At 71.4% G+C, this 22,774-nt stretch carries 20 protein-coding genes; 9 read left to right on the top strand and 11 right to left on the bottom strand.

Annotation, left to right across the window (positions count from 1 at the left end; translation table 11 throughout):
- Positions 1-280: 280 nt before the first annotated feature.
- Complete coding sequence (locus tag ACYVE9_RS02720; protein ID WP_461026064.1) at positions 281-721, bottom strand: ATP-binding protein; 441 nt, start codon at positions 719-721, stop codon at positions 281-283.
- Positions 722-815: 94 nt separating this feature from the next.
- The gene (gene bldG / locus ACYVE9_RS02715; protein WP_283994297.1) at positions 816-1,157 is read right to left on the bottom strand and encodes an anti-sigma factor antagonist BldG; all 342 of its coding nucleotides are present in this window, start codon (positions 1,155-1,157) and stop codon (positions 816-818) included.
- A 136-nt stretch (positions 1,158-1,293) separates the two neighbouring features.
- Here bldG and ACYVE9_RS02710 point away from each other — a divergent pair, with 136 nt between their 5' ends.
- Entirely contained in the window at positions 1,294-3,714 is a 2,421-nt protein-coding gene (locus ACYVE9_RS02710; protein WP_461026063.1) for a DEAD/DEAH box helicase, read from the top strand.
- Here the strand turns inward: ACYVE9_RS02710 and ACYVE9_RS02705 are convergent.
- The 7 genes from ACYVE9_RS02705 to ssd all read right to left on the bottom strand — a co-directional run bounded on the left by ACYVE9_RS02705 (position 3,638) and on the right by ssd (position 9,046).
- The gene (locus ACYVE9_RS02705; protein ID WP_461026062.1) at positions 3,638-3,949 is read right to left on the bottom strand and encodes an Rv3654c family TadE-like protein; all 312 of its coding nucleotides are present in this window, start codon (positions 3,947-3,949) and stop codon (positions 3,638-3,640) included. The two genes, ACYVE9_RS02710 and ACYVE9_RS02705, sit on opposite strands and share 77 nt — an antisense overlap.
- 16 nt (positions 3,950-3,965) lie before the next feature.
- Positions 3,966-4,709, bottom strand: a complete 744-nt coding sequence (locus ACYVE9_RS02700) for a TadE family type IV pilus minor pilin (RefSeq protein ID WP_461026061.1) — start codon at positions 4,707-4,709, stop codon at positions 3,966-3,968.
- On the bottom strand, positions 4,696-4,881 hold the full coding sequence (locus ACYVE9_RS02695; RefSeq protein WP_461026060.1) for a DUF4244 domain-containing protein: 186 nt from the start codon (positions 4,879-4,881) through the stop codon (positions 4,696-4,698). Before ACYVE9_RS02695 ends, ACYVE9_RS02700 begins: the two co-directional genes overlap by 14 nt.
- Positions 4,882-5,101: 220 nt before the next feature.
- On the bottom strand, positions 5,102-5,638 hold the full coding sequence (locus tag ACYVE9_RS02690; protein ID WP_461026059.1) for a type II secretion system F family protein: 537 nt from the start codon (positions 5,636-5,638) through the stop codon (positions 5,102-5,104).
- 269 nt (positions 5,639-5,907) lie between these two features.
- A complete protein-coding gene (locus ACYVE9_RS02685) occupies positions 5,908-6,801 on the bottom strand; it encodes a type II secretion system F family protein (RefSeq protein ID WP_461026058.1) in 894 nt (297 codons plus the stop codon).
- Positions 6,798-7,967, bottom strand: a complete 1,170-nt coding sequence (locus ACYVE9_RS02680) for a TadA family conjugal transfer-associated ATPase (RefSeq protein ID WP_461026057.1) — start codon at positions 7,965-7,967, stop codon at positions 6,798-6,800. The genes ACYVE9_RS02685 and ACYVE9_RS02680 overlap by 4 nt, the downstream gene beginning before the upstream one ends.
- Positions 7,964-9,046: a septum site-determining protein Ssd gene (ssd, locus tag ACYVE9_RS02675; protein ID WP_461026056.1), complete on the bottom strand. Its 1,083-nt coding sequence runs from the start codon at positions 9,044-9,046 to the stop codon at positions 7,964-7,966. Before ssd ends, ACYVE9_RS02680 begins: the two co-directional genes overlap by 4 nt.
- A 461-nt stretch (positions 9,047-9,507) precedes the next feature.
- Here ssd and ACYVE9_RS02670 point away from each other — a divergent pair, with 461 nt between their 5' ends.
- Complete coding sequence (locus ACYVE9_RS02670; RefSeq protein ID WP_461026065.1) at positions 9,508-10,344, top strand: HAD family hydrolase; 837 nt, start codon at positions 9,508-9,510, stop codon at positions 10,342-10,344.
- Between the two features lie 601 nt (positions 10,345-10,945).
- On the opposite strand, the gene ACYVE9_RS02665 is transcribed toward ACYVE9_RS02670, so the two are convergent.
- Positions 10,946-11,836, bottom strand: coding sequence for a Fic family protein (locus tag ACYVE9_RS02665; RefSeq protein WP_461026055.1), 891 nt, complete (start codon positions 11,834-11,836; stop codon positions 10,946-10,948).
- Positions 11,837-11,941: 105 nt separating this feature from the next.
- Between ACYVE9_RS02665 and ACYVE9_RS02660 the strand changes: the two genes are divergently transcribed.
- Positions 11,942-12,928 carry an ATP-binding protein gene (locus tag ACYVE9_RS02660; protein WP_461026054.1) on the top strand — a complete coding sequence of 329 codons (987 nt, stop codon included), beginning with the start codon at positions 11,942-11,944 and terminating at the stop codon, positions 12,926-12,928.
- Between the two features lie 185 nt (positions 12,929-13,113).
- On the opposite strand, the gene ACYVE9_RS02655 is transcribed toward ACYVE9_RS02660, so the two are convergent.
- Complete coding sequence (locus ACYVE9_RS02655; protein WP_461026053.1) at positions 13,114-14,409, bottom strand: polysaccharide deacetylase family protein; 1,296 nt, start codon at positions 14,407-14,409, stop codon at positions 13,114-13,116.
- Between the two features lie 273 nt (positions 14,410-14,682).
- On the opposite strand from ACYVE9_RS02655, the gene ACYVE9_RS02650 reads away from it, so the two are divergent.
- The 6 genes from ACYVE9_RS02650 (at position 14,683) to ACYVE9_RS02625 (ending at position 22,757) form a co-directional block, all read left to right on the top strand.
- A complete protein-coding gene (locus tag ACYVE9_RS02650; protein ID WP_461026052.1) occupies positions 14,683-17,112 on the top strand; it encodes a SulP family inorganic anion transporter in 2,430 nt (809 codons plus the stop codon).
- Between the two features lie 329 nt (positions 17,113-17,441).
- A complete protein-coding gene (acs, locus tag ACYVE9_RS02645; protein ID WP_461026051.1) occupies positions 17,442-19,406 on the top strand; it encodes an acetate--CoA ligase in 1,965 nt (654 codons plus the stop codon).
- A gap of 226 nt (positions 19,407-19,632) precedes the next feature.
- The gene (gene nhaA / locus ACYVE9_RS02640; RefSeq protein ID WP_461026050.1) at positions 19,633-21,039 is read left to right on the top strand and encodes a Na+/H+ antiporter NhaA; all 1,407 of its coding nucleotides are present in this window, start codon (positions 19,633-19,635) and stop codon (positions 21,037-21,039) included.
- A gap of 52 nt (positions 21,040-21,091) precedes the next feature.
- Positions 21,092-21,538, top strand: coding sequence for a phage holin family protein (locus ACYVE9_RS02635; RefSeq protein ID WP_461026049.1), 447 nt, complete (start codon positions 21,092-21,094; stop codon positions 21,536-21,538).
- 13 nt (positions 21,539-21,551) lie between these two features.
- On the top strand, positions 21,552-22,472 hold the full coding sequence (locus tag ACYVE9_RS02630) for an alpha/beta fold hydrolase (protein WP_461026048.1): 921 nt from the start codon (positions 21,552-21,554) through the stop codon (positions 22,470-22,472).
- Positions 22,473-22,562: 90 nt separating this feature from the next.
- Entirely contained in the window at positions 22,563-22,757 is a 195-nt protein-coding gene (locus ACYVE9_RS02625) for a hypothetical protein (RefSeq protein WP_461026047.1), read from the top strand.
- Positions 22,758-22,774: the final 17 nt, after the last annotated feature.

Here is a 22,774-nt window from a genome sequence, read left to right as displayed (position 1 = left end):
CGCGAGGGCGAAGCCGGCGGGGCGAGTGCGGGGGCCGCCGGGCGGCCCGCTCGCTGAAGGGCTCACCCACGGAGAGCCGTCCGTCCAGGAGCAAGGCGGAGCGGCGACGCCGACGCCGAGTCAGGGCGGCGGCGGTTCGGTCAGCGGCGACTCGCGTAACGACGGCTCAGGCGTCAGCGAGCGCGGGACGGCATGGCAGGCAGTGGTGGCCCGGGCGGCGTTCAGACCGGCGACGTTCCGGCCGGAGGCGCCCCGCGGACTCAGCCGTGGGGCGGCTGGCTCAGGGCAGCAGCGTGGCGGCCAGGGTCGGCCAGGACATGCGGATGAGGCCGCCCCGACCGTCGGAGGTCACCTCTACGTCGTCGACGAGCCCGCTGATGACGGCCAGACCCATCTCACCGTCCCCCTCCGCCTGCTCCACCGCGGCGGAAGGCGAGTCGGGAACGGAGTCGGAGGACGGACCGGACACCGACGGCACGTCGTCGCCGACCTCGATGGAGAACTTCTTCTCGTCCTCGATGAGGGCGACCCGCACCGGGGTCTCCAGACCGTTGCTGATGTGCAGGCCGACGGCCCGGCTGCACGCCTCACCGACCGCGAGGCGGACCTCGTCGAGCACCGCTTCGTCGACCCCGGCACGACGGGCCACGGCGGCTGCCACCAACCGGGCCGTTCGCACGTGCTCGGGAAGCGCGCTGAAACGAAGTTCGACGGTGGCCATGCCATCCCCCTGGATGTCGTACGGCGAGCCGTCCAGGGGCACGGCCGGGTTGCGGCCGTCGGCCCCCGGAGGCGGGCCTGCGGGTTCGGTTCCGTCAGTCGGTGGCCGAAACGGCCTCGTCGACCGAGGTGTGAATCGGGAACACCTTGGTCAGTCCGGTGATGCGGAAGATCTTGAGAATGCGCTCCTGGTTGCAGACCAGGCGCAACGAACCCTCGTGCGCACGGACTCGCTTCAAGCCACCAACAAGCACACCGAGCCCGGTGGAGTCGAGGAAGTCGACACCTTCCATATCCACGACAAGGTGGAAGCTTCCATCGTTCACCAACTCCACCAGCTGCTCACGCAGCTTGGGCGCTGTGTATACATCGATCTCGCCACCCACCTCGACGATCGTGCGATCGCCGACGGTACGGGTCGACAGGGACAGGTCCACGGATCCTCCAGCACCTTGCTATCGAGCGGTCGCCCCCCATGGATCGGCAGCCGCAGGGGCATTCAATCACTTACCTACCGGCCCGCACGACGCCTTGCGGTCATTGTCCGTCACGACGGTGACACACTCGGACCCGATGGCCAGCAACCAGCGTCCTCGATCCACGGGCTCCCGCCCGGCCCCGGCGGCTCCACGATCGGTTCTCGCCGCTCTGGCCGAAGGGCCAGGTCGGGCTGCGCGCATCACCCATACGGAGCACCTGCCCCCGCGACTCGGACGTCATGCGGAATGGCCCGATCCGATCCGGCCGGAACTGATCGAAGCCGTGCGGGCCGCCGGCATCGAGCAGCCCTGGGAGCACCAGTCGCTCGCTGCCGGCCACGCGCTGCGCGGCGAGTCGGTGGTCGTCGCCACCGGCACCGCCTCGGGCAAGTCGCTCGCCTACGGCCTGCCGGTGCTCAACGCCCTGCTGGAGGGCTCGGAGGCCCCGAACGGCAGGGGGGCCACCGCGCTGTACCTCGCCCCGACCAAGGCGCTCGCCGCCGATCAGCGGCGTGCCATGGGCGGGCTGGCGGCCCCGCTCGGCAAGGCCGTGCGACCGGCCGTGTACGACGGTGACACGCCCTACGAACAGCGCGAGTGGGTCCGCCAGTACGCCAACTACGTCCTGACCAACCCCGACATGCTGCATCGCGGCATGCTCCCCGCCCACCCCCGCTGGGCCTCCTTCCTCCGCGCGCTGCGCTACGTGGTGATCGACGAGTGCCACACCTACCGCGGTGTGTTCGGCTCGCACGTCGCCCAGGTTCTTCGCCGGCTCCGGCGCGTCGCGGCCCGCTACGGGGCCGAACCCGTCTTTCTGCTCGCGTCCGCGACCGCCGCCGAGCCGGGCGCGTCCGCCACCCGGCTGACGGGCGTGCCGGTGGCCGAGGTCACCGAGGACACCTCGCCGCAGGGCGAGCTGGTCTTCGCGCTCTGGGAGCCGCCACTGACCGAGCTGAAAGGCGAGCGCGGCGCCCCGGTCCGGCGGACCGCGACCGCGGAGACCGCCGAACTCCTGACCGATCTGACGGTGGCCGGTGTGCGCACGGTGGCGTTCGTCCGATCCCGGCGCGGCGCGGAACTCGTCTCCGTCATCACGCAGGAGCGGCTGGCCGAGGTGGACCGCTCGCTGGCAGGACGGGTGGCCGCCTACCGCGGCGGCTACCTGCCCGAGGAGCGGCGCGCGCTGGAAGGTGCTCTGCACAGTGGTGAACTGCTCGGGCTGGCTGCCACCACCGCGCTGGAACTCGGCGTGGACATCTCCGGACTGGACGCGGTGCTGCTCGCCGGCTACCCCGGCACCCGAGCGTCGCTCTGGCAGCAGGCCGGTCGGGCCGGGCGCCGCGGCCAGGGCGCGCTGGCCGTCCTCGTCGCCCGCGACGACCCGCTGGACACCTATCTGGTGCACCACCCGGACGCGCTGTTCCGCCAGCCGGTCGAGAGCACCGTGCTCGACCCCGACAACCCCTACGTCCTGGCCCCCCACCTCTGTGCGGCGGCTGCCGAGATCCCGCTCACCGAAGCCGATCTGGACCTGTTCGGGCCGGCCGCCGCAGGGTTGATGCCGCAACTGGAGCAGCGCAAGCTGCTGCGCCGACGCGGCGCAGCCTGGTACTGGACGCGTCGGGAGCGGGCCGCCGACCTCGCCGACATCCGCGGTCAGGGCAGCCGTCCCGTGCAGGTGGTGGAGGCTCCGACCGGCCGCCTGCTGGGCACGGTGGATGCCGCCGCGGCCCACTCCACGGTGCACGAAGGGGCCGTCCACCTGCACCAGGGCCGCAGCTACGTGGTGCGCCGGTTGCGCCTGGACGATCCGGACGGCGCGGTGGCGCTCGTCGAGGAGGAGAGCCCGCCCTGGTCGACCATGGCCAGGGAGACCACCGCCCTCTCGGTCCTGGACACCGAGACCGAGGTCCCCTGGGGGTCCGGCCGGTTGTGCTTCGGTTCGGTGGAGGTCACCCACCAGGTCGTCTCCTATCTGCGTCGAAAGCTCATCACCGGGGAGGTCCTCGGTGAGACGAAACTGGACCTGCCACCGCGCACGCTGCGCACCCGAGCGGTGTGGTGGACGGTGACCGAGGACCAGTTGGACGCCGCGCGCATCGGCCCCGACGTACTGCCGGGGGCGCTGCACGCCGCCGAACACGCCGCGATCGGCATGCTGCCGCTGTTCGCCACCTGCGACCGCTGGGACATCGGAGGCGTCTCCGTTCCCCTGCATCCCGACACCCTGCTGCCGACCGTGTTCGTCTACGACGGTCACCCCGGCGGCGCCGGGTTCGCCGAACGGGCCTTCCGCACCGCCCGCGAGTGGCTGACGGCCACCCGCGAGGCGATCGCGGCCTGCGAGTGCGACAGCGGCTGCCCTTCCTGCATCCAGTCGCCCAAGTGCGGCAACGGCAACGATCCGCTGCACAAGCGGGGAGCGCTGCGACTGCTCACGGAGCTGCTGCGGGTGGACCCGCACGGGACCGGACCTGCGGACGGTAGGGGCCCCACACCACCTCCGCGGTGAGGTCCGCGACGCCACCGCGCACCGCGCACCGCACCACACGGGCGCTCTGCGCCCGGGCGACCCTGTCCGCCACGCCGCAGGCGGCCTGCGAGCCCCGGAAGGCGTGGTCGGCAGCGGCCAGTGCTGCCAGGTCGGCCGCGCCGCCGGCCCGGTGCCGTGCGGCGACCGCCTGACCGAAGGTCAGCAGCATGGCGAACACCGCGCACAACCCGGCCGCGCAGACGGCCGTCCACACCGACGCGGAGCCTCGCTCAGCCGCCGCCCGGCCCATCACCGTCGCCCGCCACCCTGCCCTGTTTCCCCCTGCCTCCTTCACCGCCCGCGCCGTCCGCACCGCCCCCGCTGTCCACGCTGTTCCCGCTGTCCCCGCCCCCACCGTCCGGCCGAGCGGTCGTCTTCTGAGCCGTGAGTGCTTCATCGGCGGATGGACTGCCGTTGCGGGAGTCGCCCGTGGGTGAGCCGTCGGTGCGGAGGTCATCGGGGAGAGCGTCGCCGGAGGGGAAGCCGTCCGGATCTGCCTCATCTTCGGCGGTCGCCTTTCCTTGTGGTGCCGACTGACCGCCTTCCCGTGCCGCCGCCGGCTCGCCGTCCGTCGCGGGTGGGTGCGGACCGTCCGCTGCTTCGAAGTCCGCCAGCAGGCCGGTGGGGCGTTCCGTTCGGGCCACCGCCTCCGCCCGGAGCCCCACGGAGAGCGGCCCAGGGCCGGCAGACCGGGCCGTCACACGTACCCGGACGAGGGGACCCTCCCTCCGCAGCACCACCTGAGCGCCCGCAGGGGCCACCTCCTCGGCCGCTGCCACGGCCTGCTTCGTGCTCTCCGCGCGAGCGGCCGCTCGCGCGCCCGCTCGCGCGGCGTCCACGCACTGGATCTGCCCGGCCGTAGCCAAGAGCCCCCACATCAGCAAGCCGAGAAGAAAGATCAGCGAGGGCACCACGACCGCTGTCTCGGCGGTGACCTGTCCTCTGTCGCACTTCCATCGCTCAGAAACCCGCATCGAGGGCTCGCTGCACCAACTGACCCATGGCCGCGCTCACCGCGTCGCTGGTGACGACCTGATAGAGCACAGCCGCGAAGCCGCAGGCCGCGATGGTGCCGACCGCGTATTCCGCGGTGCTCATACCGGCGTCGCCGCCGTGGTCCCGCAGTCGCTTCAACCGAACTCGCATGATGTTCCTCCTGTACGGGCGTGCATGGGTGCCGGCGGTCCCGCCAGCGGTAGAGGTGATGTGCTGCCCGCCGACGGCACGGCTCGTTGGCATGGCGGCGTGTCGCTGTGACGGCGTGTCGCTGTGGGGCGTGTCGCTGTGGTGGCTTGTTGCTGTGGGGCGTGTCGCTGTGGTGGCGTACTGGCGTGTTCGTCAGGTGTCCGGAGGTGTCCGGGTGGTCTCACAGCAGCGAGCGGCCGAGACCGATGACCACCGGCACCACGCCGACCAGCAGGAACGCCGGAAGAAAACACAGACCCAACGGAGCCGTCACCAGTACCCCGGCTCGGCGGGCCCTGGCCGCTGCCGCCCGGCCCCGGTCGGCTCGGCAACGGTCGGCCAGTCGGCTGACGGACTCGATCGCCGGCGCCCCGGAGCGGTGGGCCCGCTCCAGGCAGCGAGCCAGCCCGGCAACCTCCGGGACATCGGCTATCCGAGCCCAGGCGGTAGACGGATCGGCGCCGAGCCGCAGCTCGTCGGCCGCCCGCACCAACCGCTTGCCGAGCGGCCCTCCGATCGACGTGCCGACGGCGTGAGCTGCCTGCTGGGGCCCGGACCCGGCTGCCAAGCAGGCCGTCAGCAAGGCAGCGGCGAGCGGGAGTTGCTCGGACGTCTCGCGCTGCTCGGCGGCGGCTGCGGTCGCCGCGGGGTCCGTGTGCTGTCGCAGCCATCTCCACACGGCGAAGGCGACGGCGAGTCCTGCGATGAATCCAGCCATCCCACCGATGAAGATGATGACCGTCGCTCCGGCTCCCGTCGCGAAGGCCGCGTCACGTAGCGGCCGCCTCGATACTCCTCCCCCGGACCCGGCTGTCGGCTCCGGTACGCGGAGGCGGGCAGGGGTGGTCTGAGGAGCGTGCGGGAGCAGTGCGGCCAGCCGTCTACGGCTGCGCGCGCCGCGGAAGGACATCAGCGGCCAGGCGAGCATCGCCGGCAGCGGATCTCGACTGGAAATAGTTCTCCACACCCTGTGCACAGTGCGTGCGCTCATGTCGCCGCGCTCCCCTCCGCCTGCTGCACGATGCGGGCCACCCAGGCCAGGCCGGCCCATTCCAGGAGGCCTGCGGCGGCCAGTACCGCCCAGCCCGTCGAGGAGTGCAGCAGCACCCCCAGCGGGTCGGCGCCCATCGTGGTGCCCAGCAGCAGACCGAAGCCCGGCAGCAGGGCGAGCACCAGAGCGGTCGATCTCGGGCCGGCCAACTGGGCCCGCACTTCCTGCCGTTGGTCGCGCTCGGCACGCAGCGCGGCTGCCACCCGGTCGAGCCCGTCGGCAAGGCCGGCGCCGCCGTTCACCGCCACCCGCCAGCAGGCTGCGACTCCGGCCAGGCCGCCGGCGCCCGGCATGCGGCAGGCGCGGTACAGGGCTGCCGGAACGTCACCGCCGAATCTGGCCGCGGCCAGGACTGTCCCACCCGCCGGTCCCAGGCCTGCGGCACCCACCGCCAGCAGAGCGCCTTCCGCCTGTCGGCCGGAACGCAGCTCCGCCACCAGCCCGTCGCAGAACTCCAGCACCGCCGCTTCGACGCCCTCCGCCGTCCGCCGCTCCTCCCTCCGACGCAGCCGACTCCGGACCAGCGGCACAGCGGCCACCGCAAGCACCAGCGGCAGCAGGGACCCGCCCACCGAAGCGAGTAGCGCCCCGACGGGCAGGCACAGCCACTGGTGACCGACACGCCCCGCGAGGGAACGCGGGTCGAGGCGGCGCACCGTGTCGTGCAGCCGGCGGGCCCGCACGCTGACAGCGGCCCCGGCATCCGGCGGAGCAGCACCGGACAGAGCAAGCCTCACCCGACGGGCGCCCTGATCCCGCCGACCGGCCAGGAGAGTGGCAGCGCCGGCGCAGAGCAGAGCCGCACAGGCCGGTTCCACCGGGACCGTCACCAGGCACCTCCGCCGCGTCCGCAGAGCGCACGCAGCCGGTCCCAGCCGGCGGCGCGTTCGAAGCCCCCAGGGGCCCACCGCGCCGCGGGCACGGTACGCACCCAGCCGTCACGGTCCCGCTCAAGTACGTGGATCTCCGCCACCCGGCGGCAGCCGGTACGGTCCCGGGCCAGGTGGAGAACGAGGGAGAGTGCGGCTGCCAACTGGCTGTGGAGGGCCGCACGGTCCAGCCCTGCCGTCATGCCCAGCGCCTCGAGCCGAGCCGGCACGTCCGCGGCCGCGTTCGCGTGCACCGTGCCGCAGCCCCCTTCGTGGCCGGTGTTCAGGGCGGCCAGGAGGTCGGTGACCTCCGCCCCGCGGACCTCACCGACGACCAGGCGGTCGGGACGCATACGCAGGGCCTGACGCACCAGGTCCCGCAGCTCGACCAGACCGGCGCCCTCCTGGTTGGCAGGGCGGGTCTCCAACCGGACCACGTGCGGATGGTCGGGACGCAGTTCGGCGGAGTCCTCCGTGAGCACGATGCGTTCGTCCCGGCCCACCAAGCCCAGCAGGCTGCTGAGCAGGGTCGTCTTCCCGGAGCCGGTGCCGCCGGACACCAGGAACGACAGACGGGCGTCGAGTACCGCGCGGAGCAGTCGGTCCCCGCCGGGTGGGATCGTTCCAGCCGTCACCAGTTCGGCCAGGCCGAACGCGCGAGGCCGCACCACCCGCAGCGACAGGCAGGTCGAGTCGACCGCGACGGGATGCAGTACGGCGTGCATGCGGGTGCCGTCCGGGAGCCGGGCGTCGACCCACGGCCGGGCGTCGTCGAGGCGCCGCCCGGCCGCCGTCGCCAGGCGTTGGGCCAGGCGACGGACCGCTGCCTCGTCGGGAAAGCGGATGGTGGTGGGTTCGACGCCTCGGCCGCGGTCCACCCACACCTCGTCGGGGCCAGTCACCAGGATGTCCGTGACCTCGGGATCACCCAGCAACGGCTCCAGCGGACCGGTGCCGACAAGTTCGGAGCGCAGTGCGCGGACCACCCCCAGCACCGCGCTGTCCCCGAGCAGTCGGCCCTGCGCGCGGAGAGCCGCGGCGACTCGCGCCGGTGTGGGCTCCGCGCCGCTCTCCACCAGCCGGAGCCGGACGGCGTCCACCAGCTCCTGCGAGGTGCCGCTGATCATGCCGTCACGCTCCCGTGACTCTCACCGGGCAGGGCCCGGTCCCACAGCGCCGTGCAGAACTCGGCGAGCGGGCTACCGGGCGTCGTGCCGGGCGGGGCGCCTCGTTCGACGGACTCCAGAAGCCCTTTCTCGCAGGGGAGTTCACCGGCGAGCGGCAGACCCAGCAGGCGGGCGATCTCCTCGTCGGGCAGCCCGGGCCGGCTCGGTCCGCGCACCACGACACGCAGGTCCCGCAGCACCAGGGCGAGCCTGGACGCCAGGCGGTGGGCAGCCGCGATGGCTCGCAGCTCGGCCGGAACCACCATGAGTCCCAGGTCGAGTTGGCTCAGCGCCTCGCCCACCGGCTCGTCCGTGCGGCGAGGCAGGTCGATCACCACCGCACCGCCCCGGCGCCGGGCGGCGCCCAGCACCGAGCGCATCGCTTCGGGGGGCACGGCGACTCCCGTGCCCCGGTCCCAGCTGAGGACCCGGACGCCGTGCAGGCACGGCAGGGAGTCCTCCAGCGCGGCGGCGCCCACCCGGCCGCGTGACTCGGTGAACGCCGGCCAGCGCAGTCCGTCGGCTGCCTCTCCGCCGAGGAGGACGTCCAGACCGCCACCGAGCGGATCGGCGTCAACGAGCAGGCTGCGCCGGCCACTGCGGCCGGCCGCCACCGCCAGTGCGCAGGCAAGCGTCGAGGCGCCGGCTCCGCCGCGGCCACCGATCACTCCGATGGTGACGCCCTGCTGACCCGCGCCCTCCGCGGCGTCGGCGATGCGCCCTGTCAGCCAGGGCTCGGCGTCGGGCAGGAACACCACATGCTCGGCTCCGATGCCCACACCCCGCTCCCACACGCCGTGGTCGTCGAGATCCCGACCGAGCAGCAGCACACCCGGCCGGCGCGCGGGCGGTCCGAGCGTCCGGGCCAGCGGGCCGGCGCGGTCGTCACCGACCAGGACGAGCGGAGCGGCCCGCCAGTCGGCTTCGTCGAGCGGGCCGCCCGGCGCGACCTGGGCCTCGGCTCCCGCCGCGGCGCACAACCGCAACAGGTCGTCGAGAAGGTCGGCGTCCTCCGTGACGATCAGGATGGTTTGAGCCACCTGGACTTCCCCCTTCGGCTTCGCATCCTCGCAACCGCGAACAGCCGCGGAAGCGTTGTGCAATCACCGTGCAGAAGCCCGGAAATTCATGTGGATCTTGGTCTGAATCTGTGGATAACCCACCGGTTGTGCATAACTCCGCCACCCGTCCAAGTGACTTTCACAGGGCAGTCTTGCAACTACGCAGAGTCACTGACTTCATGGGGAGCAGCGGTCGGCAGCAGCGCGGCACGGACACGCGAAGGAAGGAAGGATCGCCGATGAAAGCAGCAAAAAGTGCCTGGACGTGCGACGACCCCCGCCGGGGGGGGAGAGCGGGGGTCGTCTCCTCGGTCGACTCGGGGGGGGAGGAGTCGAACCGGGGTAGCACGGTCGCGAACGATCCGTGACTTCCATGGTGTACCCGAGCGCCTTCTCAGGCAAACCCACACGCCTCACCTTACGCCGAATGGTGGGCGCCTATCCTCTGTCTCGTGGAAAACCACTCGTCACCCCGGACAGCAGCGTTCTTCGACCTGGACAAGACGGTCATTGCGAAGTCGAGCACGCTCACCTTCAGCAAGTCCTTCTACCACGGTGGCCTGATCAATCGCCGTGCCGTACTCCGCACCGCATACGCCCAGTTCGTCTACCTACTGGGCGGTGCCGACCACGATCAGATGGAACGAATGCGGCAGTATCTGTCGGCACTCTGCCGCGGCTGGAACGTCCAGCAGGTGCAGGAGATCGTCGCGGAGACCCTGCACGACCTGATCGACCCCATCATCTACGACGAGGCCGCGTCGTTGATCGAGGAGCACCATCTCGCCGGCCGCGACGTGGTCATCGTCTCCACCTCGGGAGCCGAGGTGGTCGAGCCCATCGGCGAACTCATCGGCGCCGATCGGGTGGTGGCAACCCGCATGGTCGTCAAGGACGGCTGCTACACCGGCGAGGTCGAGTACTACGCCTACGGCCCCACCAAGGCCGAAGCCATCGCCGAACTCGCCGAATCGGAAGGGTACGAACTGTCCCGCTGCTACGCCTACAGCGACTCGGTCACGGACGTGCCCATGCTGGAAGCCGTTGGGCACCCGCACGCGGTCAACCCCGACCGGGGACTCCGCCGCGAAGCGGCCGCAAGGGAGTGGCCGGTCCTGACCTTCTCGCGGCCGGTCCGGCTGAAACAGCGCATGCCCGTGCTGTCGATGCCGCCTCGCCCGGTACTCGCCGCGGCGGCAGCGGTCGGAGCGGCCGCCGCCACCGCGGGCCTGGTCTGGTACACCAGCCGGCGACGTGCCCGACATGCCGCGCTGTAAAGCCTTTGCCATACATCACCCCCACCAGGAAGACATGAGGTATTTGAAAGCAAAAGTAAAGATCTGCGGCAGGGGTTTCCCTCCCCCGTTTCGGGGAGTACAAAGGACTTAACGGCCCGCGAGACCTACGGCATCCGAGAGGATCTCCGCACCACACAAAGGCCCCACGGACCGAGCATGAATATCGGGAACCCACGCGACGCCGACCCGTCGATTACGGGCCTACCGCACCAGGTAACGGGCAAAGTCCTGACCTGAGCGGCGAACCTCGAGCACGCTCTGGTACCCCGGTGGACATGCCAGCGGCGGCACCGCCTGCACAGCGGCGCCGCCGCAACCCTGTGCGGACCCCGCAGACGCAGCCGGCACGCTTCGGCCTTGAGACACCCGGCGACACACGGCGGCGAGCGAACGGTGACTGCGGGGACGGAGACCGACCCCGCGCTTCACGCCTCGCGGCCAGTCCGGAGGCAACAGGCTCGTCCTATCGCAAGGGGCCCGTCCGGCTGCGACTGGCTCGTCCCAGCGCAACGGGCCCGTCCGGCTGCGACGGGCCCGTTCGGCAACGAACGCGTCCCGGAGCCGGTCAGGCCACCGCGTCTCAGGCCGCTCCGCGCTGCAGCGCCTCACACACGGCGGTCGACTCTCGAACCCCCAACTGCACCGACTGCCCGCAGTGGGCGATCCACCTGCTCATCCCCTCTGCCGTACCGGAGGCGTAGCCCTCCAGCGCTTGCAGGTACGCCTCGCGTCCCTGTTCCGCGTGTCCGACCTCGGCAGGGCAGATCGACTTGGGGTCCAGCCCGCTGCCGATCAACACGATCCGCTCAGCGGCGCGTGCCACCAGAGCGTTGTGGGAGGTGAAGGGGCGCAGGGTGAGCAGTTCACCGTGCACGACCGCCGCGGTGACCAGCGCCGGGCTCGACGGCCCGGCCGCGATCAGGCTGGTCAGGCCTTCCAGGCGGGCCGCCACCTCGGCCGCGTCGGGCAGGTCCAGCGGGACGAACGGCTCCGTCACCGCCTCCCCTGGGAGCCGCGGACGCCCCACGGCGTCGGAGGCCGCAGGGCCGGAAGTCTCCCCGTCGATCGCCGATACCTCGCCGTCCGCGCCGACGGTGCCGCCGGCTGCGACCAGGTGCAGACGGGCCAACACCCGAAGGGGTGACTGCCGCCAGATGGCGAGCAACTGGCCGGCTTCGGCGGTGAGGCGCAGCGCGGCGCCCACGGTCCGGGCCTGCTCGTCACCGCGGAAGTCGCTGCGCCGGCGCACCTCCTCCAGAGCCCAGTCGGCCCCGGACAGTGCCGCGGAGGCCCGCGCGGCCCGCAGTACCGCCTCGGAGGTGACCTCCACACTGCGGCGCCGCATCACCCGGTGGCCGTACACCCGGTCGACCGCCTTGCGCACCGACTCGACCGCCTCCGGCACGCCGGGCAGGGCCCCGAGCGGGGCGAGCGGATCGGCGTGACCGGAGGGCTGCGGGCTCGTACTCATGGGCACGACCCTACGCATCGCGGTTGCGCTTCAACCTCCCCGTTCGAGTGGTCTTCTTCACTCCGTGGCCGGGGCCACCCCGGCGCACCCTCTACGCTAACGAACATGAAGATCGCTTTCGTTGGGAAGGGTGGCAGCGGCAAGACCACGCTGTCCGCACTGTTCATCCGTCATCTGGCCGCCCTGCAGGTCCCGGTGATCGCAGTGGACGCCGACATCAACCAGCACCTCGGTGCCGCTCTGGGGCTGGAAGAAGCCGAAGCCGCCGCACTTCCCGCCATGGGCGCCCGGCTGCCACTGATCAAGGACTACCTGCGGGGGGCCAATCCCCGCATCGCCTCCGCCGAGTCCATGATCAAGACGACGCCGCCGGGTGAGGGATCCCGGCTGCTGCGCATCGGCGAGAACAACCCGATCTACGACGCGTGTGCCCGCCCGGTCGAGCTGGAAGGCGGCGACGTCCGGCTTCTGGCGACCGGCCCGTTCAACGAGTCGGACCTCGGCGTGGCGTGCTACCACTCCAAGGTCGGCGCCGTGGAGCTGTGCCTCAACCACCTTGTCGACGGCCGCGAGGAGTACCTGGTCGTCGACATGACGGCCGGTTCCGACTCCTTCGCCTCGGGCTTGTTCACCCGCTTCGACATGACGTTCCTGGTCGCCGAGCCGACCCGCAAGGGCGTCTCGGTCTACCGTCAGTACCGCTCGTACGCCGAGGACTTCGGCGTACGCCTCAAGGTGGTCGGCAACAAGGTGCAGGGGCCGGACGACCTCGCCTTCCTCCAGGACGAGATCGGTGAGGACCTGCTGGTCACCGTCGGCCACTCCGACTGGGTGCGGGCGATGGAGAAGGGGCGTCTACTGCCCTTCGCCGACCTGGACGACGCGGACCGCAAGGCGCTGGAGACCCTGCACGCCACTGCCGACGCCGCCTACCCGGAGCGGGACTGGGACCGCTACACCCGCCAGATGGTCCACTTCCACCTGCGCAACGCGGAGAGCTGGGGCAACGACCGCACCGGCGTCGACCTGGCCGCCCAGGTCGACCCCTCCTTCCAGCTCAGCGAGGACGCCCTGGATCCCCAGCCGGCCTGATCCCCGACCCGTCTGATCCAGCCGGTCCGACCCTCAGCCCGCCTGATCCCCAGCCGGCCTGATCCCCAGCCGGCCTGATCTCCGACCCGTCGGCTCCGCCCGCCCGGCCGACCTCCGGCAGCGGACGGAGCCCACGGAGCCCGCCCCGCAGGCTTCGTGCCGCAGGGACCGCCCGCACGGGCCCGTCAGGAGTCGGCGGACTGCCGTTCGCGGGCCGCCGGGGCGGCCGGGGGCGCCAGGAAGCGCTCCCAGCCGCCCTTGGGCTGTTCACCGACGCCCAGTCCGCGCAGCTTCGCCAGCACCTTCGGGTCCTGTACCTCGAGCCAGTCGACCAGCTGCCGGAAGGAGACGCAGCGCACCTCGTCCTTGACGCACACCGTCTTGATGACGTCCTCGACGGCCCGCATGTAGATGCCGCCGTTCCAGCCGTTGAAGTGGTTTCCGACGATCATCGGGGCGCGGTTGCCGTGGTAGGCGCGGTCGAAGCCCTGGAGCAGGCCGTCCCGCATCTGGCGTTCCCACTGGGGGTGCTTCGCGGGGTCCCCACTGCCCGGTCCGGACTGGTTGACCATGAAGTTGTAGTCCATCGCCAGCGTCTCGAACGCCCTGCCCGGCATCGGGACCATCTGGAGCGGGATGTCCCACAGCGGCCCATCCTTCTTCGGCCACACCTGGTTGCCGATGCCGCTGGAGTCGTAGCGGAAGCCCCTCTCGGCGGCTGCCTTCACCACGTTGTCCCGGCCCTCCAGGCAGGGGGTGCGGCCGCCGACGAGTTCCTGCTCGTAGTCGAACGGCAGCGCTTCCTGGTCCTTCCACCCCGTTGTGGTCTTCCAGTTCTTGACGAACCACTTGGCCTGGTCGATCTCGCTCTTCCAGTCGTCGACGGACCAGCTGTCGACGCCGGTGGGTCCGCAGAAGTGCCCGTTGTAGTGGGTGCCGATCTCACTGCCGTCCCGCCAGGCGCCGCCGACCTGCTCCAGCGTGGCGCGGACGTTCTCGTCCTTGAGGTAGCCGATGTCGGAGGCTCCGGGCCGGCGGCCGGGCGGGTTGTAACGTTTCGCCTCGTCCTCCGGCAGGAGGTAGATGCCGGACAGGAAGTACGTCATGTGCGCGTTGTACTTGCGGCCGACCTCGCGGAAGTGCGAGAAGAGCTTCTTGCTGTCCTCCCCCGCACCGTCCCAGGAGAAGACCACGAACTGGGGCGGCCGCTCCCCCGGTTCGAGCCGTGCCGGTTTCGGCTGGTTGGGCTGGAGGCCGGTGAAGGCGGTCGACCCGTCGCCGATGACCCGGGGCCGCTGCTGTTCGCCCTCGGGTTGGCGTTCGCTCTTGCCGCCCTCGTCACCGGAGCCCGCGCCCGCACCGGAGTCCGCCGAGCCCGGTTCCGAGTCGGCGTCCGAACCGCTGCCGCAACCGGCCGCAAGCATGATCACCGCCATCGCCGCAGCGACACCGCTGACGAACTTCCGTGCGCCTGCCATCACTTCACCTCGACCCTCGACGTCCTCGGACGCCTCTCGACTCACCCGTCACTGCGCAGGACCTGCTGCGCCACAACGTGGCATGTCGAGATAAATAGGTTGGTATGACAAGCGGCAATCGGTGGCTTATTCACCCATTAGACGGAAGAACATCCCCATTCGCCGCGGAGCACTCACCATCCTTCTTTACCTGGCATTACGATTCGTTTACCTGAGCTTGAGAGTAGTCACCTCCGCACACACCGTGACGGACCCCTTGCGACGGAGACGGGATCGATGTCCGCCTGCGCCCCTGTTCCTCGCGCCGCCGCCTCACGCGCCGAGCGCTCCGCCCAGCCCGCCCTCCTCTCCGGCTCCCGCCGGAGCGGACGGTTCACCCCACCCTGGTCAGCACGCCAACGCGGACCGCGGGACGGTCGGTGGTCCGCCGACCTGTCCGCCTCGATCGCGGTCTTCCTGGTCGCCCTGCCGCTCTCCCTCGGCATCGCCCTGGCCACCGGGGCCCCGCTACAGGCCGGGCTGGTGGCTGCGGCTGTCGGCGGCATCGTGGCCGGCCGCCTCGGCGGTGCCCCGCTCCAGGTCAGCGGGCCGGCCGCCGGGCTCACCGTGGTCACCGCCGAGCTGATCCAGATCTACGGATGGCGCACCACCTGCGCCATCACGATCGCCGCCGGAGTCGCCCAACTCGGCCTGTCGGCCCTGCGGGTGGCACGTTCCGCCCTGATGGTCAGCCCGGCGATCGTGCACGGCATGCTCGCGGGGATCGGCGTCACCATCGCACTGGCCCAACTGCACATCGTGCTCGGCGGCAGCCCGGAGAGTTCCGCGATCGCCAACGTCATGGAGCTGCCGCAGCAGCTGTCCGATCCGCATCCGGCCGCGTTGTCGGTGAGTGCCCTCACCGTGGCGGTGCTGCTGCTGTGGCCGCGGCTGCGCGGCCGGATCGGCAACGCGATCCGTGTGGTGCCCGGGCCGTTGGCTTCCGTCGTCCTCACCACCGGATTCGCCCTGGCCGCCGGGCTGCACCTGCCCAGGGTGGACCTGCCGTCCTGGCGCAGCCACGCGCTGCCCGGCCTGCCGGAGGGCCAGGTGCTCGGCCTGCTCGCCGCCGTGCTGACGGTGACGCTGGTCGCGAGCGTCGAGTCGCTGCTCTCGGCCGTCGCCGTCGACAAGCTCGCCGCGGCGCGCGCCAGTGCGGGCGGCGTCCCGGTGCCGCGCGCCGATCTGGACCGTGAACTGCGCGGGCAGGGCGCGGGCAACGTGGTCTCGGGAGCGCTGGGCGGGCTGCCGATCACCGGCGTCGCGGTGCGCAGTTCGGCCAACGTGGCCAGTGGCGCGGTCAGCCGCAACTCCACGGTGATGCACGGCTGCTGGGTGCTGTGCGCGTCGGTGCTGCTGGTCTCCGTACTGGAGCTGATCCCGCTGGCGGCCCTGGCCGCCCTGGTGATGGTGGTCGGCGTCCAGATGGTCAAAGTGACGCACATCCGCAGCGTGACGCGCCACCGGGAGGTGGTGGTCTACATCGCCACCGCCGTGCCCGTGGTGCTGCTCGGCGTGCTGGAAGGGGTCGCCATCGGCATCGCGGTGGCGATCGGCGTGGCGCTGCACCGGCTTGCGCGTACCCGGATCATCTGTGAGCCGCACGACCCGGACGCCGCACGGCCGACCTCGGGCAGGTGCGACGCGCCGGGTGACTGCGGGGCCCGGGCGGGCTCGGACGGTGTCGAGCACCGGGTCCTGGTCCGCGGCCAGCTGACGTTCCTCGCGGTGCCGCGGTTGAGCCGGGCGCTGAACCAGGTCCCGGAGCAGAGCCGGGTCGTCGTGGAGCTGGACGGCTCGTTCATGGACCACGCGGCGTTCGAGACGCTCCAGGACTGGCGGGCGGCGCATCTCGCCCGTGGCGGCGAGGTGGAGATCACCGGCCGGGCGGGGGCCCGCATCGCCGAGCCGTCCGGCACGCACCACTGCACCCCGTGGACCCCCTGGCTGAACCACCAGTGCACCCGTCCCGAGCCCGACGGGTCCGAGCCGCAGCCCGAGCACCGCAGCCGGCTGCTCGGCGGGGTGCGCAACCAGCGCAACACCGCTCCGGTGGTGCGCGGTGAACTGGCCCGGCTGGCCCGGGACGGGCAGCAGCCCTCGCACCTCTTCCTGACGTGTGCGGACTCCCGGCTGGTGACGAGCATGATCACCTCCAGCGGCCCGGGGGACCTGTTCACGGTCCGCAACGTCGGCAACCTCGTGCCGCTGCCCGGCTGCGACTCGGGTGACCACTCGGTGGCGGCGGCGATCGAGTACGCCGTCCACGTGCTGCGCGTCGGCGCGATCACCGTCTGCGGGCATTCGGGGTGCGGCGCCATGCAGGCGCTGCACAACACCGCGGAGGCGCGCGCCGCGGAGCTGCCGGACTCCCTCGCCCGCTGGCTCCGGCACGGCCGGCCCAGTCTGGAGCGTCTCGCCACCCAGAACGGTTCGGCCCCCCGCATCGCCGACCGGCCGCTGACGGACGGCACGGAGGAGCTGTGCCTGACCAACATCGTCCAGCAGCTGGAGCACCTGCGGGCCCACGAGTGCGTCGCCAAGCGCCTCGCCGACGGTTCACTGGAGCTGCAGGGCATGTACTTCCACGTGGCGGAGGCCCAGACGTACGTGCTGGAGGACGCGGCAGGCCAGGCCCCGGTGTTCTCCCCGGTGCGGGCGGTCTGACTCCGCGGCGACGTCTCGCGGCGGACCGGCGTGACCCCGGTGGCGCGGCGACGTCTCGCGGCGGAGGCGGCGCCCCGGGGGGTCCGCGGTGCGGATCCGGCGGGCCCCTGCGGTCTCACCGAACGGGCCGCGGCGCCGCCCGCTACCCGCCTGCGGACCGTTCGGCGGGACCGCTCCACCGTTCGGCGCAACAGGTCTAAACCAATTGTCCGAGGGCCCTTGTCAGAGACCCTCACAAGCTGTTGAGGTATGAGCTGGGACACAGCGCACACCCTTTGAAAGGGAGATGTCGTGAGCAACGAAAGCCTGGCCGAAGAGGGGATGGGACAGTGAACGAGCGTCCTTCCCTCGACAACCTGCTCAAGGAAGAGCGGAGGTTCGAGCCGCCTGCCGAGCTGGCTGCCGCCGCCAACGTGACCGCCGAGGCGTACGAGCAGGCGAGGGCCGACCGGCTGGGCTTCTGGGCCGAGCAGGCGCGCCGGCTCAGCTGGGACACCGAGCCGACCGAGACCCTCGACTGGACCAACCCGCCGTTCGCGAAGTGGTTCAAGGACGGCCGCCTCAACGTCGCCCACAACTGCGTCGACCGGCACGTCGAGGCGGGCAACGGCGACCGCGTCGCCCTGCACTTCGAGGGCGAGCCGGGCGACAGCAGGTCCGTGACGTACGCCGAACTGCAACGCGAGGTCTCCCGGGCCGCGCACGCGCTCACCGAGCTGGGCGTCAACACCGGCGACCGCGTCGCCATCTACCTGCCGATGATTCCCGAGGCCGTCATCGCGATGCTGGCCTGCGCCCGGATCGGCGCGCCGCACTCCGTGGTCTTCGGCGGCTTCTCCGCCGACGCCCTCGCCACCCGCATCCAGGACGCCGACGCCCGGGTCGTGATCACCTCCGACGGCGGTTACCGCAAGGGCGGCGCGAGCGCCCTCAAGCCGGCCGTCGACGAGGCCCTGACCCGCCCCGGCACCGAGAACGTGCGCAACGTCCTGGTCGTCCGCCGCACCGGCCAGGACGTCGAGTGGACCGAGGGCCGCGACCTGTGGTGGCACGAGACGGTCGACCGCCAGCCCGAGCAGCACACGCCCGAGGCCTTCGACGCCGAGCACCCGCTCTTCATCCTCTACACCTCCGGCACGACGGGTAAGCCGAAGGGCATCCTGCACACCACCGGCGGCTACCTCACCCAGACGGCCTACACCCACCACGCCGTCTTCGACCTGAAGCCGGAGACCGACGTCTACTGGTGCACCGCCGACGTCGGCTGGGTCACCGGGCACTCGTACATCGTCTACGGCCCGCTCGCCAACGGCGCCACCCAGGTGCTGTACGAGGGCACCCCGGACTCCCCGCACAAGGGGCGCTGGTGGGAGATCGTCCAGAAGTACGGCGTCACGCTGCTCTACACCGCGCCCACCGCGATCCGCGCCTGCATGAAGTGGGGCGACGACATCCCCGCGAAGTTCGACCTGTCGTCGCTGCGCATCCTGGGCTCCGTCGGTGAGCCCATCAACCCCGAGGCGTGGATGTGGTACCGGCAGCACATCGGCGCGGGTTCCGCACCGATCGTGGACACCTGGTGGCAGACCGAGACCGGCGCGATGATGCTCAGCCCGCTGCCCGGTGTCACCGCCACCAAGCCCGGCTCCGCGCAGCTCGCCCTGCCCGGCATCTCGGCGACCGTCGTCGACGACGAGGCGAAGGAGGTCCCGGACGGCGGCGGCGGTTACCTCGTGCTGACCGAGCCGTGGCCGTCCATGCTGCGCACCATCTGGGGTGACGACCAGCGCTACCTGGACACCTACTGGTCGCGGTTCGAGAACCGCTACTTCGCCGGCGACGGCGCGAAGAAGGACACTGACGGCGACATCTGGCTGCTGGGCCGCGTCGACGACGTCATGCTCGTCTCCGGCCACAACATCTCCACCACCGAGGTGGAGTCCGCCCTGGTCTCGCACCCCTCGGTGGCCGAGGCCGCGGTGGTGGGCGCCACCGACCCGCAGACCACCCAGGCGATCTGCGCCTTCGTCATCCTGCGCGGCACCGCCGCGGAGAACGACACCCTGGTGGACGAGCTGCGCGCGCACGTCGCCAAGCAGCTCGGGCCCATCGCCAAACCGAAGCGCATCCTGCCCGTCGCCGAGCTGCCGAAGACGCGATCCGGCAAGATCATGCGGCGGCTGCTGCGCGACGTGGCCGAGAACCGGGCGCTCGGTGACGTGTCGACGCTGACCGACTCCTCCGTGATGGATCTCATCCAGACCCGGCTGCCCGCCGGTTCCAGCGAGGACTGAACGGCACGGACAAGCCGTTCGACCAGCTGACATAACGGACAGTGAAGGGTGTCGGGGCCGCAAGGCGCTCCGGCACCCTTCACCCTTGTTGGTTACCCTTGGGGCGCCACGCAACGGGCGTGGCGCGAGTGCCGCACAAAGATCGCGGCAAGAATATGGGCGCGCCGGGAAGACTGGTCGGCACAGAGCACACGTGTAGGCATCACCGCTTCTGGAGGTCACCGCCTTGTCCGCGCCCAAGACACGCGACACCCACGACTCCGAGTTCCTCCATCGACCGCCGCTGAAGGAGAACCGGGTCCTCGCGGACATCCTCCGCACCGAGACGGTCGGCGGCATGCTGCTGCTGGCCGCCGCCGTGGTGGCCCTGCTGATGGCGAACACCGGTCTGAGTGGTTTCTACTCCGACCTCAAGGACTTCGAGTTCGGCCCCGAGTCGCTGCACCTGAACCTGTCCGTCGCCGACTGGGCCAAGGACGGCCTGCTCACCATCTTCTTCTTCGTCGCCGGCATCGAGCTCAAGCGGGAACTGGTCGCCGGCGAGCTGCGCGACCCGAAAGCCGCCGCGCTGCCCATCGTCGCGGCCGCCGGCGGCATGATCGTGCCGGCGCTCGTCTACGTCGCCTTCACGATGGGCGGCCGGGGCGACATGAGCGGCTGGGCCATCCCGATGGCCACCGACATCGCCTTCGCGCTCGGCGTGCTGGCAGTGCTCGGCACCGCGCTGCCCTCCGCACTCCGCGCCTTCCTGCTCACCCTTGCCGTGGTCGACGACCTGGGCGCGATCACCATCATCGCGATCTTCTACACCTCCAACATCAACCTGATGGCGCTGCTCGGCTCGGTCGTCGGACTGGCGCTGTTCTGGTTCCTGCACCGCAACGGCGTCAAGGGCTGGTACATCTACGTCCCGCTCGCCGTGACCATCTGGGCGCTGATGCACGCCAGCGGCGTGCACGCCACCGTCGCCGGTGTGGCCATGGGCCTGCTGCTGCGCTGCACCCTGAAGGAGGGCGAGGAGCACTCCCCCGCCGAGCACATCGAGCACCGGGTCCGACCGCTGTCCGCGGGACTCGCGGTGCCGCTGTTCGCGCTCTTCGCCGCCGGCGTCGCGGTGTCCGGCGGTGCGATCGGCGAGGTGTTCTCCCAGCCGGAGACGCTCGGTGTCGTCTTCGGTCTGCTGCTGGGCAAGACCATCGGCGTCTTCGGTGGCGCCTGGCTCGCCGCCCGCTTCACCAAGGCGGAGCTCAACAAGGAGCTCGCCTGGATGGACGTGCTGGCGGTGGCCGCCCTGTCCGGCATCGGCTTCACGGTCGCCCTGCTCATCGGCGACCTGGCCTTCGAGGGCACCCCGCTGGACGAGCAGATCAAGGCCTCCGTCCTGATCGGCACCTTCCTGGCGACGCTCTTCGCCGCCGTGCTGCTGAAGATGCGCAACAAGCACTACACCAACGTGTACCTGGAGGAGAACCGCGACGACGACGGCGACGGCATTCCCGACGTGTACGAGGAGGGCGAGCCCGAGTACCACCTGCGGATGGCCAGGATTCTCGAGGAGAAGGCCGCCGAACACCGCCGACGTGCCGAGCAGGCCGGCAGCAGCGGCACAACGGACCCGGGTCCGGCATCCTGATACCCCACCGGCCCCGAGGTGCCGGGGCATCGGACGAGCAGAGGGAGCAAACGTGAGCACAGCCGACGAGGGCCGCAGCATCGGACAGCTGGTCGCCTCGGCCACCACCGAGGTGTCCGCCCTGGTGCACGAGGAGATCGCGCTCGCCAAGGCGGAGTTGAAGACGTCCGTGGGCAAGGGCGCGGCCGGGGTGGGTGCCATCGTCGTCGCCGGCGTGCTCGCGCTGTTCTCCCTGCCGGTGTTCAGCTTCGCCCTCGCCTACTGGCTGCACGCCTGGTGGAAGATCCCGCTCGCGGTGGCCTTCGCCGTGGTGGGCGTGCTCATGCTGCTGTTCGCCGCCGTGTGCGGCCTGGTGGCGCGCGCCCTGCTGAAGAAGGTGCAGGCCCCCAAGCGGACCATGGCCTCGGCCAAGGAGTCGGCCGCCGTCCTCGCGAAGGCCAAGCCGCACCCGCGGCCCGCCACGGACAGCCGGGCGATCACCACCGGTGTCCAACAGTGACACACTGCCCCCTATGACGGTCCCCGCCCTCTCCCCAGCCTCCCTGGACGGCCCCTGGTCACATCGGGACGTCGCCGCGAACGGCGCCCGCTTCCACATCGCCGAGATGGGCGACGGACCCCTGGTCCTGCTGCTGCACGGCTTCCCGCAGTTCTGGTGGACGTGGCGGCACCAGCTGCCCGCCCTGGCCGACGCCGGGTACCGGGCCGTCGCCATGGACCTGCGGGGGTTGGGCGGCAGCGACCGCACACCACGCGGCTACGACCCGGCGAACCTCGCCCTGGACGTCACCGGCGTCATCCGGTCGCTGGGTGAGCCCGACGCCGCCCTCGTCGGGCACGGGCTGGGCGGCTACCTCGCCTGGACGGCCGCGGTCATGCGGCCCAAGCTCGTCCGCCGGCTGGCCGTGACCTCGATGCCGCACCCGCGCCGCTGGCGTGCGGCGATGCTCCGCGACCGCCGCCAGACCGCGGCAAGCGCCCACATCTGGGGCCTGCAAGCCCCGTGGCTGCCGGAACGGCAACTCGTCGCGGACGACGGCGCGCTCGTCGGGCGGATGCTGCGGGAGTGGTCCGGTCCTCGGCTGCCCGAGGACAAGGACGTCGAGATCTACCAGCGGGCGATGTGCGTGCCGTCCACGGCCCACTGCGCGGTGGAGCCCTACCGGTGGCTGGTGCGTTCGCTGGCCCGCCCGGACGGCATCCAGTTCAACCGGCGGATGAAGCGGCCCGTGCGGGTGCCGACGCTGCATCTGCACGGCGCGCTCGACCCGGTGATGCGCACCCGCAGCTGCGCCGGGTCGGGCGAGTACGTCGAGGCCCCGTACCGGTGGCGGCTCTTCGAGGGGCTGGGGCACTTCCCCCACGAGGAGGACCCGGCGCAGTTCAGCAGCGAACTCGTCGACTGGCTCAAGGACCCCGAGCCGGACCGCTGAACCGGCACCCGGCACACGTGCCTGACGCATAGGCCGATCGAGCGACAGTCGAGCGATTACCGACCTTGGGGCCCGGGCACATTGCGGGGTATGGGCTGGACGCACGATTTCCGTGACGTGTCTGACAACTTCCGCAACAAGGGCGCCGTGCCGAGCACGTCCGCCCTCCCGATCCGAGATCCACGTGATCCGCAGTACCCTCAGCATCCCCAACTGGGGATTCCGCGCATCCTCCGCCGCCGGGCCCGCTGGGTCGGCGCGCGGCTGCGCGGCCCGCGCCGCTGACGCGACCCCGGAGCGAC

It is taken from the genome of Streptomyces sparsus (assembly GCF_054776295.1).
This window is presented reverse-complemented; position numbering and strand designations above follow the sequence as displayed.

What these genes read in the sequence shown, in the direction of transcription:
- ACYVE9_RS02720 (WP_461026064.1), bottom strand. Translation starts at nt 721, where the DNA reads ATGGCCACCGTCGAACTTCGTTTCAGCGCGCTTCCCGAGCACGTGCGA.
- ACYVE9_RS02710 (WP_461026063.1), top strand. Translation starts at nt 1,294, where the DNA reads ATGGCCAGCAACCAGCGTCCTCGATCCACGGGCTCCCGCCCGGCCCCG.
- ACYVE9_RS02700 (WP_461026061.1), bottom strand. Translation starts at nt 4,709, where the DNA reads ATGCGGGTTTCTGAGCGATGGAAGTGCGACAGAGGACAGGTCACCGCC.
- ACYVE9_RS02695 (WP_461026060.1), bottom strand. Translation starts at nt 4,881, where the DNA reads ATGCGAGTTCGGTTGAAGCGACTGCGGGACCACGGCGGCGACGCCGGT.
- ACYVE9_RS02690 (WP_461026059.1), bottom strand. Translation starts at nt 5,638, where the DNA reads ATGGCTGGATTCATCGCAGGACTCGCCGTCGCCTTCGCCGTGTGGAGA.
- ACYVE9_RS02680 (WP_461026057.1), bottom strand. Translation starts at nt 7,967, where the DNA reads ATGATCAGCGGCACCTCGCAGGAGCTGGTGGACGCCGTCCGGCTCCGG.
- ACYVE9_RS02665 (WP_461026055.1), bottom strand. Translation starts at nt 11,836, where the DNA reads ATGAGTACGAGCCCGCAGCCCTCCGGTCACGCCGATCCGCTCGCCCCG.
- ACYVE9_RS02660 (WP_461026054.1), top strand. Translation starts at nt 11,942, where the DNA reads ATGAAGATCGCTTTCGTTGGGAAGGGTGGCAGCGGCAAGACCACGCTG.
- ACYVE9_RS02650 (WP_461026052.1), top strand. Translation starts at nt 14,683, where the DNA reads ATGTCCGCCTGCGCCCCTGTTCCTCGCGCCGCCGCCTCACGCGCCGAG.
- ACYVE9_RS02630 (WP_461026048.1), top strand. Translation starts at nt 21,552, where the DNA reads ATGACGGTCCCCGCCCTCTCCCCAGCCTCCCTGGACGGCCCCTGGTCA.
- ACYVE9_RS02625 (WP_461026047.1), top strand. Translation starts at nt 22,563, where the DNA reads ATGGGCTGGACGCACGATTTCCGTGACGTGTCTGACAACTTCCGCAAC.